Source organism: Streptomyces sp. NPDC048291, from assembly GCF_043201715.1.
Lineage (GTDB): Bacteria > Actinomycetota > Actinomycetes > Streptomycetales > Streptomycetaceae > Streptomyces.
Map to the genome: position 1 here is coordinate 1 of NZ_JBICZC010000015.1, position 13,487 is coordinate 13,487.

At 72.2% G+C, this 13,487-nt stretch carries 15 protein-coding genes; 7 read left to right on the top strand and 8 right to left on the bottom strand.

Translation table 11 applies throughout. From position 1 onward, the window contains the following. The coding region (locus ACGF5O_RS36370) for a maltotransferase domain-containing protein (RefSeq protein ID WP_393814184.1) at positions 1-584 on the bottom strand (584 nt) is incomplete at its 3' end. 101 nt (positions 585-685) lie between these two features. Continuing rightward, positions 686-979, bottom strand: a complete 294-nt coding sequence (locus ACGF5O_RS36375) for a DUF5133 domain-containing protein (protein ID WP_362603387.1) — start codon at positions 977-979, stop codon at positions 686-688. A gap of 304 nt (positions 980-1,283) precedes the next feature. Here ACGF5O_RS36375 and ACGF5O_RS36380 point away from each other — a divergent pair, with 304 nt between their 5' ends. Beyond that, complete coding sequence (locus tag ACGF5O_RS36380) at positions 1,284-1,787, top strand: pep a2 (RefSeq protein WP_393814185.1); 504 nt, start codon at positions 1,284-1,286, stop codon at positions 1,785-1,787. Between the two features lie 23 nt (positions 1,788-1,810). Then, positions 1,811-3,919 (top strand): glycogen debranching protein GlgX, encoded by a 2,109-nt coding sequence (gene glgX, locus ACGF5O_RS36385; protein WP_393814186.1) that lies wholly within the window; start codon positions 1,811-1,813, stop codon positions 3,917-3,919. 151 nt (positions 3,920-4,070) lie between these two features. On the opposite strand, the gene ACGF5O_RS36390 is transcribed toward glgX, so the two are convergent. Further along, positions 4,071-4,886, bottom strand: a complete 816-nt coding sequence (locus ACGF5O_RS36390; protein ID WP_393814187.1) for a VOC family protein — start codon at positions 4,884-4,886, stop codon at positions 4,071-4,073. A gap of 126 nt (positions 4,887-5,012) precedes the next feature. Here ACGF5O_RS36390 and ACGF5O_RS36395 point away from each other — a divergent pair, with 126 nt between their 5' ends. Then, on the top strand, positions 5,013-5,330 hold the full coding sequence (locus ACGF5O_RS36395; protein ID WP_393814188.1) for an ANTAR domain-containing protein: 318 nt from the start codon (positions 5,013-5,015) through the stop codon (positions 5,328-5,330). A gap of 3 nt (positions 5,331-5,333) precedes the next feature. Here ACGF5O_RS36395 and ACGF5O_RS36400 read toward each other — a convergent pair whose 3' ends face one another. Then, positions 5,334-6,125, bottom strand: a complete 792-nt coding sequence (locus ACGF5O_RS36400; RefSeq protein ID WP_393814189.1) for an RNA polymerase sigma factor SigF — start codon at positions 6,123-6,125, stop codon at positions 5,334-5,336. A gap of 277 nt (positions 6,126-6,402) precedes the next feature. Between ACGF5O_RS36400 and ACGF5O_RS36405 the strand changes: the two genes are divergently transcribed. The 4 genes from ACGF5O_RS36405 to ACGF5O_RS36420 all read left to right on the top strand — a co-directional run bounded on the left by ACGF5O_RS36405 (position 6,403) and on the right by ACGF5O_RS36420 (position 9,234). After that, a complete protein-coding gene (locus tag ACGF5O_RS36405) occupies positions 6,403-6,858 on the top strand; it encodes a MarR family winged helix-turn-helix transcriptional regulator (RefSeq protein WP_393814190.1) in 456 nt (151 codons plus the stop codon). Beyond that, positions 6,855-7,694 (top strand): ABC transporter ATP-binding protein, encoded by an 840-nt coding sequence (locus ACGF5O_RS36410; protein WP_393814191.1) that lies wholly within the window; start codon positions 6,855-6,857, stop codon positions 7,692-7,694. Before ACGF5O_RS36405 ends, ACGF5O_RS36410 begins: the two co-directional genes overlap by 4 nt. Beyond that, the gene (locus ACGF5O_RS36415) at positions 7,654-8,505 is read left to right on the top strand and encodes an ABC transporter permease (protein ID WP_393814192.1); all 852 of its coding nucleotides are present in this window, start codon (positions 7,654-7,656) and stop codon (positions 8,503-8,505) included. Before ACGF5O_RS36410 ends, ACGF5O_RS36415 begins: the two co-directional genes overlap by 41 nt. A gap of 198 nt (positions 8,506-8,703) precedes the next feature. Beyond that, a complete protein-coding gene (locus ACGF5O_RS36420) occupies positions 8,704-9,234 on the top strand; it encodes a hypothetical protein (protein WP_393814193.1) in 531 nt (176 codons plus the stop codon). 259 nt (positions 9,235-9,493) lie between these two features. On the opposite strand, the gene hemC is transcribed toward ACGF5O_RS36420, so the two are convergent. The 4 genes from hemC to ACGF5O_RS36440 form a co-directional block, all read right to left on the bottom strand. Further along, complete coding sequence (gene hemC / locus ACGF5O_RS36425; RefSeq protein ID WP_393814194.1) at positions 9,494-10,429, bottom strand: hydroxymethylbilane synthase; 936 nt, start codon at positions 10,427-10,429, stop codon at positions 9,494-9,496. Positions 10,430-10,489: 60 nt separating this feature from the next. After that, a complete protein-coding gene (locus ACGF5O_RS36430) occupies positions 10,490-11,446 on the bottom strand; it encodes an ATP-dependent DNA ligase (RefSeq protein ID WP_393814458.1) in 957 nt (318 codons plus the stop codon). 93 nt (positions 11,447-11,539) lie between these two features. After that, on the bottom strand, positions 11,540-12,226 hold the full coding sequence (locus ACGF5O_RS36435) for a response regulator (protein ID WP_393814195.1): 687 nt from the start codon (positions 12,224-12,226) through the stop codon (positions 11,540-11,542). Then, on the bottom strand, positions 12,223-13,434 hold the full coding sequence (locus ACGF5O_RS36440; protein ID WP_393814196.1) for a sensor histidine kinase: 1,212 nt from the start codon (positions 13,432-13,434) through the stop codon (positions 12,223-12,225). Before ACGF5O_RS36440 ends, ACGF5O_RS36435 begins: the two co-directional genes overlap by 4 nt. Positions 13,435-13,487 lie beyond the last annotated feature (53 nt).

Sequence of the window (13,487 nt, forward strand, 5' to 3'; positions counted from 1 at the left end):
TCCACCAGCAGCGGCAACGGCTCCGAGACCGTCACCAACTCCCGCAACGGATACCGCGCGAGGACCTTCTCGGCCTCGGGCGTGAGGGCGGCGGCTAGGCGCCAGGGGGCGGGCCGTTCTTCGTCGCGGAGGGCGGCGGACGCGGCGAGCAGGATTTCCCGTTTCTTTGCCTTCGGGACCCCGGCGGCGGCCCGTTCGTAGAGCCGGGCGCCCTCCTCCAGTACCAGTTCGGTGTCGATCCCCGCGGTTATCTTGATCTTCGCGTGGTGGCGCCAGGTGGCGACCGGATCTCCCCATGCCTCGACCTGGTAGGTCCAGCGGCCCGGTTTCCCGTCGACGGTGACGGTGGCGCCCCAGCGGTCGGTGCCGGGGACCAGCTCCCGCATCGGCGTCCACGGGCCCGGGCGGCCCGCGGGGTCGCACAGCACCACATTGGCGCCGACGGCGTCATGGCCCTCGCGGAAGACGGTGGCGGTGACCTCGAAGGTCTCGCCGGGGACCGCCTTCGCCGGCCGCCCGCCGCACTCCACGGCGGGCCGGACGTCACGCACCGGAACACGGCCGATGGTCTCGGTCGCCTTCATGGGTCTCACCTCCGCCGTGCGCGGAGCCGGGCCCGGGGCCCGGCTCCGCGGTCCGTAGTGTGCCGGAAGACCGGTGTCTTCCCGCGGGTCCGCCTGCGGGATCACTGCCTCGCGGAACGCCGTTCCACCGGCGGCCCCTGCCGGACCTTCCCGCTCAGCTGGGACCGCCCACCCTGTTCCCGCACATAGGTGACGAGGCTGGTGCGCAGGTAGCGCTCGGCCGCGTCCACCGCCTCCCGGGCGCAGCGCTTGCCCATCAGCACGCACAGCGTGTAGCCCGAGTCCTCGAAGGTGGACCGCACCTCGCGGTCCTGTGGCGAGGCGAGCATGACGCGCTCCCACGCCCGGTAGCGCCGCAGCTGCCGGGCCACCTCGGCCTTCGCGGGTAGCAGCATGGCCGTGTCGTTCCTTCCGACGCTCTCGAATGGGCACGTGTCCCCGGATCGGGGGAGCGTCCGGGCACGGAAGGGCACGGAGCCGTTACGGCGAATCGAGGCTTTCACTCATGGTGCACGCACGATGACCGAGCGTCTTGTTGGAGCTTCAACAACCTCATGAAGCTCTCAGGTTGCACGAATGGCGTAGCGCCCGCACAGTGAAGGTGACTCAGGAGCGACCAGCGCTCACGCTGCGCGTCCGGAACGGATTTCCGGAGGGGTGAGGGGGAGCGGGAGCTTCGCGGGTGAGGAGCTAGCGACAATGAAGACCGCAGTGCCCTGCTACTACCACCTCGACGTCGAGGTCAGCCCGGAACGGGTGGGACAGGTCAGCCGCATACTGGCCGCCCATCTGCGTTACTGGGATCTCGACAATCTCGTGGACCCCGTCTGCCGCGGTGCCGAACTGCTGCTGACCGCCATCGACCAGCACGCGACGGACAAACACACGTCCATCGAGATGTGGTGGAACGGGCAGCACCTCATCACCGCCATCGGCGACGACGACCGGGATCTCCGCCCCGACCAGGATCTGCGCGGGTGCCTGGCGCACCTCGCCGCGACCAGCGACGGCTGGGGCTGCTGCGCCCCGGAGACCGGCAGCAAGATCATCTGGTTCTCGCAGCGGGCCCGGTCCGGGGAACGCGTCCCGTTGGTCCCGACCGGTCCTGAGCCCCGGCTGCGCCGGGTCCTCAAGGTGCCGCGCGACCTGCCGGTGGCCCAGTTGGCCGCATCCGCCGACGGCGCCCTGGCGGGCGCCCGGTGACGGCGAGGAAATCCCGGAAAGGGGTGCCCGTGTGGAGCGGGCACCCCTACCCGTTGGGAGCCTCCTTCGACGGGCAGGGCACCAACTTCGCCCTGTTCAGCGAGGTCGCCGAGCGGGTCGAACTGGTCCTGGTGAACGACGCCGCCACCGAGACCACGGTGCCGATGACCGAGGTCGACGGCTTCGTCTGGCACGCCTACCTGCCCGGCGTCGGGCCGGGACAGCGCTACGGCTACCGGGTGACCGGCCCCTGGGCCCCCGAGTTCGGCCACCGGTGCAATCCGGCGAAGCTGCTCCTGGACCCGTACGCCCGGGCGATAGACGGCCAGATCGACAACCACGCCTCCCTCTACGAGCGCACCCCCGGCGGGCCCGCCCCGGCCGACAGCGCCGGGCACTCCATGCTCGGCGTGGTCACCGACCCCTACTTCGACTGGGGCGACGACCGTCCGCCCCGGCGGCCGTACTCCGACTCGGTGATCTACGAGGCCCACGTCCGCGGCCTGACCCTCACCCACCCGGAGGTACCCGAACGGCTCAGGGGCAGCTACGCCGGCCTCGCGCACCCCGCGGTCCTCGACCACCTGACCTCGCTCGGCGTCACGGCGGTCGAGCTGATGCCGGTCCACCAGTTCGTGCAGGACGGGGTCCTCCAGGACCGGGGCCTGTCCAACTACTGGGGCTACAACACCATCGGCTACTTCGCCCCGCACAACGCCTACGGTGCCTTCGGCACCCGCGGCCAGCAGGTCAACGAGTTCAAGGCCATGGTGAAGGCGATGCACGCGGCCGGCCTCGAAGTGATCCTCGACGTGGTCTACAACCACACCGCCGAGGGCAACGAGATGGGGCCCACGCTGTCCTTCCGGGGCATCGACAACGCCTCCTACTACCGGCTGGTCGACGGCGACTGGGCGCACTACTACGACACCACCGGCACCGGGAACAGCCTGCTGATGCGGCACCCCTACGTGCTCCAGCTGATCATGGACTCGCTGCGGTACTGGGTGACCGAGATGCACGTCGACGGCTTCCGCTTCGACCTCGCGGCCACCCTGGCCCGGCAGTTCCACGAGGTGGACCGGCTGTCGGCGTTCTTCGACCTGATCCAGCAGGACCCGGTGATCAGCAGGGTCAAGCTCATCGCCGAACCGTGGGACCTCGGCGAGGGCGGCTACCAGGTCGGCAACTTCCCGCAGCTGTGGTCGGAGTGGAACGGCCGCTACCGGGACGCCGTACGCGACTTCTGGCGGGCCGAGCCGGGCTCGCTCGGCGAGTTCGCCTCCCGGCTCACCGGCTCCTCCGACCTGTACCAGGCCAGCAGGCGGCGACCGAGGGCGAGCGTCAACTTCGTCACCGCGCACGACGGTTTCACGCTGCGCGACCTGGTGTCGTACAACGACAAGCACAACCAGGCCAACGGCGAGGGCAACCGGGACGGCGAGAGCCACAACCGGTCCTGGAACTGCGGGGCGGAGGGCGAGAGCACCGACCCGGCCGTGCTCGAACTCCGGGCCCGCCAGCAGCGCAACCTCCTCGCCACCCTGCTGCTGTCCCAGGGCATCCCGATGCTCAGCCACGGCGACGAACTCGGCCGGACCCAGCGCGGCAACAACAACGCCTACTGCCAGGACAACGAAGTCTCCTGGATCGACTGGGAACTGACCGACGAGCAGCAGAGCCTCGCCGACTTCACCAGGTACGTCATCGGGCTGCGCGCCGCCCACCCCGTGCTGCGCCGACGGTGCTTCTTCCTCGGGGACACCGCCACGCGTCCCGGGCAGCCGCTGCCCGACCTGGTGTGGCTGCTGCCCGACGCCCGCGAGATGACCGACCGGGACTGGCAGCGGCCCGACGCGCACTCGGTCGGCGTCTTCCTCAACGGCGACGCCATCGCCGAACGCGACCCCTACGGGCGGCGCCTGATCGACGACTCGTTCCTGCTGCTCCTCAACAGCCACTGGGAGCCGGTGGACTTCCGGCTGCCCGACGACTCCTACGGCGAGCGCTGGACGACCCTCATCGACACGGCCGACCCGGAGGGGGTGCCGGACGAACGCGAGCGCAAGGCGGGCACGAGGCTCCGCGTGGAGGCGCGGAGCCTGATCGTGCTGTCGCGGCCGTCGAGGTAGTACGTCGGGTGCGGGTGCGTCGTGGCTGGTCGCGCAGTTCCCCGCGCCCCTGAAGGGGCACTCACCGCAGCGCCCTGCTTTTAAGGGGCGCAGGGAACTGCGCGAGCAACCCCCACGCACCCGCACCCGACGACGGCGCCCCCGGAACGGGTCATCGCGCCCCCCGCGCCGTCGTCACCGTGAACTGCGCCCCGTCCGGATCCCGGAGGATCGCCTCGGTGCCCTCCTCGCTCAGCACACTGCCACCGTGTTTCTCGGCGATCCGCGCGCAGGCCGCCACGTCGGTCACCGCGAAATGGATCTGCCAGTGCGGCCGTACCGACGGATCGGGGGCCGCCTCCACCGCCCCCGAGTCGATCCGGGCCACGGCATCTCCGCGGCTGCGCAGCACGACCTCGCCGCCCTCGTACTCGACCTCGCAGCAGCCCGGTCTGTCGGAGGCCCAGCCGAGGACCTCGCCGTAGAAGATCGCCGAGTCGAAGGCGTTGCGGGTGTGCAGGCGGATGAAGGTCGGGGCGGCCCGCCGCCAGGTCTCCCAGTTGGCGACCAGGTCGCCCTCCCAGATGCCGAAGACGGCACCGTCCCGGTCGGCGATCAGCGCCGCCCGGCCGGGCGGGAAGGACAGCGGTCCCACCGCGGGGGTGCCACCGCGTTCACGGGCCCGGGCCACCGCCTCGTCCGCGTCGGGCACCGCGAAGTACGGCGTCCAGGCCACCGCCATCTGCCACATCGAGGCGACCGCGGCGATGCCCGCCACCGGCACCCCGTCCGCCAGCGCGATCCGGAAGTGGTCGCCGAGCCGGACGCTGCGCCATCGCCAGCCGAGCACGGAGCTGTAGAAGTCCTCGGTCGTCTGCAGATCGCGGCTGGTCAGGCTCACCCAGCACGGGGCACCGAAGACCGAGTGCGTGGAGACCACCGACCGCTTCTTCTGCGCGGGTCCGGGGGGAGGCGTGTCGTGGTTCATGGCACTCGCGTCCTGGTGTCGGGACCGGCGGGGGACCGGTCTGCCACCAGTCTCCAACCGGAAGCGGTGGGAATGCCTGCCGAGCACCCCGGTGGCGCGGGGCCGGACGGGTGACACGATGGATGGATGGGAGAGCGCGAGCCGGACCGGATCTTCCGCCTGCAGGAAGAGGTCGACCAGCTCAAGGAGGCCGTCGCCTCCCATGCCGTGGTGGACCAGGCCATCGGGATGATCGTCGCGCTCGGCCGGGTGACGCCCGACGCGGGCTGGGAGGTGCTCAAGGAGGTCTCCCAGCACACCAACATCAAGCTGCGCAGCGTCGCGGACCTGATCCTGCTCTGGGGGCGCACCGGCGACATGCCGGCCGAGATCCGCGTCGAGCTGGCGGAGGCCCTCGAACGGTACGGCCCCACGCAGATCCCCGGCGCACCGCCCACCGGGTGAGCCTCAGCCGGCCTCGGCCGGCAACTCCTGGCGCAGCCGGTCGAAGCAGGCGGTGAGCAGGCGGGACACGTGCATCTGGGAGATGCCCAGCTGCTCGGCTATCCGGCTCTGCGTCATACCGCGGAAGAACCGCAGGTAGAGGATGAGCCGGTCGCGCTCGGGCAGGCACTGCAGACAGGGTTGTGCGGCCGCGCGGTCGACGACCAGGTCGTAGCCGGGGTCCGGGCCGCCCAGGGTGTCGCCGAGCGCGTAGCCGTCGGCGCCGGGCATCTCGGCGTCCAGTGACAGTGCCGAGTAGCACTCCAGGGCCTCCGTCCCGGCCCGGACCTCGTCCTCGGTGAGTTCGGCCCGCGCGGCGATCTCGGCGACGGTGGGCGCGCGCCCCGGGGTCGTCTGTTCCAGCTCCTTGAGGGCGGTCCGTACCCGGTTGCGCAGCTCCTGGACCCGGCGCGGCACGTGCAGGGTCCACATGTGGTCCCGGAAGTGCCGCTTGATCTCGCCGGTGATGGTCGGCACGGCGTAGGCCTCGAAGGCCCGGCCACGCGCCGGGTCGTAGTGGTCGACGGCTTTCACCAGCCCCAGCGCGGCGACCTGGTACAGATCCTCCAGGGTCTCCCCCCGGCCGCGGAACCGCACGGCGATCCGCTCGGCCATGGGCAGCCACAGCTCGACCAGCTCGTCCCGGAGCGCCCGCCGCTCCGGGCCCGCGGGCAGCTCGGCCAGCCGTACGAAGGCCTGGGCCGTGTCGGGGGCGTCGTCGTGCGGATGGGACCTGGGTGTGCAGGTGGCACGCATGGCGCGCACCTCCCTCAGCGGTGCTGGTGGACGGACACCGTGGGAGAAACGCGCTCGGACCCTGGCGAGGACTCGGGGCGACCGACGGAAGCCGGCTCCCACGCACGTGCCTCCGGTCCGAAGCACTTAGCTACAAATGCCCTGAACGGCGTATAGCGAAACAATTCACTCGAAAAGGTGGATTGATTGGCTTTCGCCTGTCGCCCTTCGGGGCGGCCCGTCCTTTGACCGTTCCTTGGGGGGGATATACCTCTGAAGCAGAGGTAATCTTCGAGGCGTGGAATCGGAGACCTTCCCGGAAGAACTCGCCGACGCGTTGGTCGGCCTCCAGCGGCTGATCCGCCGCAGACTGCGCCGCGGGCTCACCCGTCCGCGGCTGCGCGGCGCCGAGGTGGAGCTGCTGCGGCTGGTGGAGTCCCGGCCCGGGATCGGCATCTCGGACGCCGCCAAGGAGCTGTACCTGGCGGGCAACTCGGTGTCGACACTGGTCAACCAGCTCGTCAAGGACGGCTTCATGCGCCGGGAGACCGACCCGGCGGACCGCCGGGCCGCCCGGCTGCTGCTCACCGAGGACGCCGAGAAACGACTCGCCGACTGGCACCGCCGCCGCGCGGAACTGGTCGCCGGTCATGTCGCCCGGCTGGACGAGGCGGACCGGGAGGCGCTCAGGGCGGCGCTTCCCGCGCTGCGGAGACTGGCCGACACCCTGCACGAGGAGGCCGGGGAATCATGACGCCGGACACCACGCCGGACACCACCGCAGTCGCCTGCACCGGGCTCTCCTACTCCTTCGGGGAGACCAAGGCCGTCGACGGACTCGACCTGAGCGTCGGCGAGGGCGAGGTCTTCGGCCTGCTGGGCCCCAACGGCGCAGGCAAGACCACCGCCATCCGCTGCATCACCACCCTGCTGCCCGTCCCCGCCGGGATGGTGCGCGTCTTCGGCCACGACACCGGCCGGGAGCGGATGGCCGTACGCCGGCTGCTCGGCTACGTCCCGCAGCAGCTGTCCGCCGACAGCGGGCTCACCGGACGCGAGAACGTCGAGCTGTTCGCCCGCGTCTTCGACGTCCCCCGGCGCGAGCGCGCCCCGCGGGTCGCCGAGGCGCTGGAGGCCGTCGACCTCACCGATGCCGCCGACCGGCTCGCCGGCACCTACTCAGGCGGCATGGTCCGCCGCCTCGAACTGGCCCAGGCGCTGGTCAGCGCGCCCCGGCTGCTGATCCTCGACGAGCCGACCATCGGCCTCGACCCGATCGCCCGCACCAGCGTGTGGGACCAGATCAACTCCGTACGCGCGGCGACCGGCATGACCGTGCTGGTCACCACCCACTACATGGACGAGGCCGACCAGCACTGCGACCGGATCGGCCTGATGCACCGCGGCCGTATCCGCGCCCTCGGCACCCCCACCGAACTCAGGCGGGGCCTCGCCGAACGTCAGGGCAGCGACGCCCTGCCCACCCTCGAAGACGTCTTCCGCGACGTGGCCGGCAGCGGCCTCGACGACCAGTCAGGAGGTTTCCGCGATGTCCGGAGCACCCGCCGCACCGCGAACCGTGTCGGCTGAGCGCACGGGCACGTCCCTGCTGCTGACCCCGCCCCAGCCGCGCTCCGGCTGGCGGCTGCTGCCCGCCCGGGTCGTCGCCATGTGCGCCGTGGAGCTGCAGAAGCTCCGCCACGACCGCACCGAGCTCTACACCCGCGCGATCCAGCCCGCCCTCTGGCTGCTGATCTTCGGCCAGACCTTCACCCGGATCCATGCGATACCCACCGGCGGCATCCCCTACATCGACTACCTCGCGCCCGGCATCATCGCCCAGTCCGCGATGTTCATCGCGATCTTCTACGGCATCCAGATCATCTGGGAGCGCGACGCCGGCATCCTCAACAAGCTCCTCGTCACCCCCACCCCCCGGTCGGCCCTCATCACCGGCAAGGCCTTTGCGGCCGGCGTGAAGTCCCTGATCCAGGCGGTCGTGGTGATCGTGATCGCCGCCATCCTCGGGGTGTCCCTCACCTGGAACCCGCTGAAGCTGCTCGGCGTCGGACTCGCCGTCGTCCTCGCCTCGGCCTTCTTCTCCTGCCTGTCGATGAGCATCGCCGGCATCGTCCTCAGCCGCGACCGGCTGATGGGCATCGGACAGGCGATCACCATGCCGCTGTTCTTCGGCTCCAACGCCCTCTACCCGCTGGCGATCATGCCGGGCTGGCTCCAGGCGGTCAGCAGGGTCAACCCGCTGAGCTACCAGGTCGACGCCCTGCGCGGCCTGCTGCTCGGCACACCCGCCCACCTCGGCCTCGACTTCGCCGTCCTGGCGGTCGCCGCCGCGCTCGGCATCACCGCGGCCTCCTCGCTGCTCGGCCGCCTCGCCCGCTGAGCCGGCGACAGGTGCCGGGTACACCGACGTGATGTGCGGCACGCGCCCGCGACCCGCCCCGGACCCCCGGGGCGGGATAACCGCTGCGCAACGCTTGATCAGCGATCAAAGCGGGCGAACCCCCTGGCCACAGCGCATTCCACTCATTTGACAGTGCGCTGAGCGCACAGATAAACAGCGTGGGTCGAGAGGGGCACTGTGTACGAGCCGAGCGTGGTCGGGGACTGGCACGAGTACGACGAGCATGCCGGTCTGCGCGTCCGCGTCCACCGCCTGGAGAAGTCCGAGCCGCCGCGCGGCCGGGACGACGCCGCGGCCGGGCTGACGTACTTCAGTGCCCGGGTGACCATCGAGAACCGCGGCTCCGGCCACTTCAGCGTGCAGCTGGAGGACGGCCAGATCGACGTCCGGGTCGGCCCCGACGGCGAGGGCGCGTTCATCGACTGGCGCAACTCCCAGTTCATCGAGGGCTTCGACGTCTACCCCCTGCGCCGCGCCACCGCCGTCCTCTACGCCGCGGGCCCGGAGAGCGCCCTCACCCAGGTCGACATCCAGGTCCAGCTCCGCGTCGACGAGGAGTGGACCGAGCGCCGCCTGTGGGCGGGCGGCATCGGCGTCCTGGACTCCACCACCGCCACAGCCTGCCAGACCGCCACCCCCGGCAGCCTGTCCCACCAGGTAACCGCCTTCCTCAAGGACCAGACGGAACCCGGCCCCACCACCCCGTGAGCCACAACGCGCCCCGAAAGGGGCGCGAGGAACTGCGCGACAAGCCACGACAATGCTGCGGACGGGCGACGGCGTGGCCCGGCACAACGCGCCCCCGAAAGGGGCGCGGGGAACGGCGCGACAAGCCACGACGGTCCCGCAGTCGGACAACGGCCTGGCCCGGCACTGCGGCTCCCGAAGAGGCGCGGGGAACGGCGCGACCAGCCCCCACGCCGCAGCAGACGCACGACGACCCGGCGCGGCACCTCCAGCGGAGCGCCTAGTGGGGGATGCCGTCGATGATCTCCCGGGCCCCCTGCCGCAGCAGCGCCACGGCGACCGACGTGCCGAGGGTCGCCGGGTCGAGGCGCCCCGCCCACTCGTGGGCGTTCAGCCGGGTCTTGCCGTCCGGCGTGAACACGCAGGCACGCAGCGACAGCTCACCACCGCCGTCGACCCGCGCATAGCCGGCGATGGGGCTGTTGCAGTGGCCCTGGAGCACATGGAGGAACATCCGCTCGGCGGTGGCCTCCCGGTAGGTGGCCGGGTCGCCGAGCCCGCTCACCACGTCGATCAGCTCGGAGTCGCCCTCCCGGCACTGCAGGGCGAGGATGCCCGCGCCGATGGGCGGCATCATCGTCTCCGGGTCCAGCACCTCGGTGATCACGTCCGTGCGGTCGATCCGCTCCAGCCCCGACATCGCCACCAGCAGCGCGTCGGCCTCGCCGGCGGCCAGCTTCTCCAGCCGCCGGTTGACGTTGCCGCGGAAGGGCACGCACTCCAGATGCGGATGGGTCGCCGACAGCTGGGCCACCCGGCGCACCGAGGAGGTGCCGATCCGGGTGCCCGGCGGCAGCTCGTCCAGGGTCAGCCCGCCCGGGTGGACGAGGGCGTCGCGGATGTCGTCCCGCTTCAGGAACGCCGCGAACACCGTCCCGGCGGGCAGCGGCCGGTCCGCGGGCACGTCCTTCACACAGTGCACGGCGAGATCGGCCGCCCCGGCCAGCAGCGCGGCGTCCACCTCCTTGGTGAACGCCCCCTTGCCCTCCACCAGGGACAGATCGCCCAGCCACTTGTCGCCGGTCGTCTTCACCGGCACGACCTCGGTGCGCACCTGCGGATACAGCGCAGCCAACTCGGCCCGGACCCGGGCCACCTGAGCGAGCGCCATCGGAGAGTCGCGAGAGACGATACGGATCAACTCGGGTGCGGACATGGGGACACGATAGACCTTCCTGTCGACCGCCGATTCCGACATCCTGTCGGCCGCGGGCCGTCAGCCCGCCTCCTCCGGCAGGTCCGCCGCGGACTCCTCCGGGGTGAGGTCCGGGCGCAGCCGCAGCCAGGACGGCTGGCGCAGCAGGCCGGCCCGGGTCCGGGTGCTGTAACCGACCTCGCCGACCAGCCGGGGCAGCACCCAGTGGGCGCCCTGGACCGGCGGGACCGGGTCGAAGGGGCAGGAGCCGGTCGCGACGGCCCGCAGCAGCGCGGCCAGTTCGGTCCGTTCCGCCGCGCTCCAGCCGGTGCCCACCCCGCCGACGTACCGCAGCCGCCCGTCGGCGGACCGCTGGCCGACCAGCACCGCGCCCGGCAGCCCGGTCAGCCGCCCCTTGCCCGGCAGCCAGCCGCCGACGACCACGTCCGCGGCGCGCACGTTGCGGATCTTGATCCAGGCGCGGGACCGCACCCCCGGCTCGTACACCGAGTCGAGCCGTTTGCAGACCAGGCCCTCCAGGCCGTGCTCCCGGGTCGCCCGCAGCGCCTCGGCGCCGTGCCCCACGACGGCCCTCGGCGTCGACCAGTGAGGCCCGTCCAGGGAGAGGGACTCCAGGCGCGCCCGGCGGTCCGCGTACGCCAGGGTGAGCAGCGGGTCCGACAGCAGCAGCGCGTCGAAGACCACCAGGTGGACGGGGATCCGGGCCGCCATCCGTGCCGCCCGGGCCGGCGCGTGGGCCAGGCCCATCCGGCTCTGCAGCAACTGGAAGTCGGCGCGCCCGTGTTCGTCGACGGCCAGTACCTCGCCGTCCAGGATCGCCGGCGTCCGGCCCAGGGCCTGCGCCAGCGGGCGCAGCTCCGGATAGGCGGCGGTGATCACCTCGCCGGAGCGGGCGCGCAGCAGCACGCTGCCGTCGCCGGGCAGGTAGACGACCACCCGCTGGCCGTCCTGCTTGGTCTCGTAGGCCCACCGGGTGTCCTGGGCGGCGGGCGGCAGCCGGCCGGCGGTGGCGAGCATGGGCGGGATCACGGGGAGGGCGGTCACCCAGGAGTTGTGAACCCGGCACGGCTGCCGCACGCGCCTTCCGGGACCGGTTCCCCCGAACAGGCCTCAGGGCGCCGGTGCCGGCGGCGGGGGCTGCACCAGCCCCGACTGGTAGGCCATCACCACCAGTTGGGCCCGGTCCCGGGCGTCCAGCTTGGTCATCGCCCGGTGCACGTGGGTGCGCACGGTCAGCGGGGAGACGAACAGCTTCCCGGCGATCTCCTCGTTGGAGAGGCCCTCGGCCACCAGTGCCATGACCTCGCGCTCGCGCGCGGTGAGCACGCGCAGCTGTTCGGGTGCGGCGAGCCGGGCGCCGGGCGCGGGCGTGGCCAGGAACCGGGTGACGAGGCTGCGGGTCGCGGTGGGGGAGAGCAGCGACTCGCCGGCGGCCACCGTCCGGATCCCGTCCAGCAGCGCCTCGGCGGTCACGTCCTTGCCGAGGAAGCCGCTGGCCCCGGAACGCAGCGCCTGGGCCACGTACTCGTCGACCTCGAACGTGGTGAGGATCAGCACCCGTACGCCGGACAGTTCCGGGTCCGCGCAGACGGCGGCCGTGGCGGCGAGCCCGTCGGTGCCGGGCATCCGGATGTCCATCAGGACGACGTCCGGCCGGTGCTCGCGGGTGAGCACGACCGCCTCGGCGCCGTCGGTGGCCTCCGCCACCACCTCCATGTCGGCGCAGGATTCGACGAGGATCCGGAAGGTGGCCCGCAACAGGGCCTGGTCGTCGGCGAGGAGTACGCGGATGGTCATGGCGGCCCTTGTCCTTCGGGTTCCGTGGCGCCGGGGTACAGCGGCAGCCGGGTGGTGACCTCGTAACCGCCGCCGTCCCGGTGCCCGGCGGCGAAGGCGCCGCCGACCGACCGGGCCCGCTCGCGCATCCCGATCAGCCCGAATCCGCGCCCTTGGGCGGGCACGGGCAGGGCGGTGGCGGTGCCGTTGTCGGTGACCGTGAGGGTCACGTTGTCCCGGGCCCACCCGATCCTGACGTACGCGGCCTCGGCGGCGGCGTGTTTGGTGACATTGGTGAGCGCCTCCTGAACGATCCGGTACGCCGTCAGGTCGACGCCCGCGGTCAGCGGCTGGGGGATGCCCTCGACGTGGACGTGCACGGTCAGCCCGGCGGACTCGCAGGCTTCGGTGAGCTCCGGCAGCTGGGCCAGGCCGGGGCTCGGCGCGAGCGGCAGGTCCTGGTCGTCGGTCTGCCGGAGCAGGCCCACGGTGGCCTTCAGCTCGCGCAGCGCGGCACCGGTCGTACCGGCGAGGTCCCGGAGGATCCGGTGCACCTGGTCGGGATGGGTGCGCGACAGGTGGGCCGCCGTACCGGCCTGGGCGTTGGCCAGGGCCAGATGGTGGGCGACCACGTCGTGCAGCTCCCGCGCGATGCGCATCCGCTCCTCCGCGACCCGGTGCCGGGCCTCCTCCTCCCGGCCGCGCTCCGCGTACTCGGCCCGCGCGTGAACCGCCTCCAGATACGCGCTCTGCAGCCGTACGGCGTTGCCGGCGACGACCGGCAGCAGCAGCCAGGCGGCCGGGCTGATCGTCTCCAGCGGCCAGGGGACGCCGGCCGGGGCGAGGGCCACGGCGGTGGTCACCACGAGGACGAGACTCCCGAAGTAGAACCTGCGCGCGGTGGGGCGGTCGGTGACGACCGCCAGCCGGTACAGCGCCAGCATCAGGCCGCCCAGCAGCAGCGGGGTCGGCAGCTGCCCGAGCCCCGCGGCCGCCGCGGTGGCCGCCGCGGCGACGGCGACCACCGTGCGCGGCCGGGTGCGCTGCCAGAGCAGGGCGCCGCAGCCGACGGCGGCGAGGGCGATGGTCGGCCCGGCCGCGCTCGGCCGGGACCCGGGGGGCATGGTGATCTCGCTGCCGAGCAGGAACGAGGCGAACAGCAGCACGGCCGCCATGGTGTCGACGGTACGGGCGTGCTCTTCGGCGTAGCGCTGCCAGGGAGTGCTCATCGTTCGCTCCGGGAGGTCTCCTGTGACCATGGTCCGTGGCCCCGGCGGCGGGG

What these genes read in the sequence shown, in the direction of transcription:
- ACGF5O_RS36375 (WP_362603387.1), bottom strand. Translation starts at nt 979, where the DNA reads ATGCTGCTACCCGCGAAGGCCGAGGTGGCCCGGCAGCTGCGGCGCTAC.
- ACGF5O_RS36380 (WP_393814185.1), top strand. Translation starts at nt 1,284, where the DNA reads ATGAAGACCGCAGTGCCCTGCTACTACCACCTCGACGTCGAGGTCAGC.
- ACGF5O_RS36390 (WP_393814187.1), bottom strand. Translation starts at nt 4,886, where the DNA reads ATGAACCACGACACGCCTCCCCCCGGACCCGCGCAGAAGAAGCGGTCG.
- ACGF5O_RS36395 (WP_393814188.1), top strand. Translation starts at nt 5,013, where the DNA reads ATGGGAGAGCGCGAGCCGGACCGGATCTTCCGCCTGCAGGAAGAGGTC.
- ACGF5O_RS36400 (WP_393814189.1), bottom strand. Translation starts at nt 6,125, where the DNA reads ATGCGTGCCACCTGCACACCCAGGTCCCATCCGCACGACGACGCCCCC.
- ACGF5O_RS36410 (WP_393814191.1), top strand. Translation starts at nt 6,855, where the DNA reads ATGACGCCGGACACCACGCCGGACACCACCGCAGTCGCCTGCACCGGG.
- ACGF5O_RS36415 (WP_393814192.1), top strand. Translation starts at nt 7,654, where the DNA reads ATGTCCGGAGCACCCGCCGCACCGCGAACCGTGTCGGCTGAGCGCACG.
- hemC (WP_393814194.1), bottom strand. Translation starts at nt 10,429, where the DNA reads ATGTCCGCACCCGAGTTGATCCGTATCGTCTCTCGCGACTCTCCGATG.
- ACGF5O_RS36430 (WP_393814458.1), bottom strand. Translation starts at nt 11,446, where the DNA reads ATGCTCGCCACCGCCGGCCGGCTGCCGCCCGCCGCCCAGGACACCCGG.
- ACGF5O_RS36435 (WP_393814195.1), bottom strand. Translation starts at nt 12,226, where the DNA reads ATGACCATCCGCGTACTCCTCGCCGACGACCAGGCCCTGTTGCGGGCC.
- ACGF5O_RS36440 (WP_393814196.1), bottom strand. Translation starts at nt 13,434, where the DNA reads ATGAGCACTCCCTGGCAGCGCTACGCCGAAGAGCACGCCCGTACCGTC.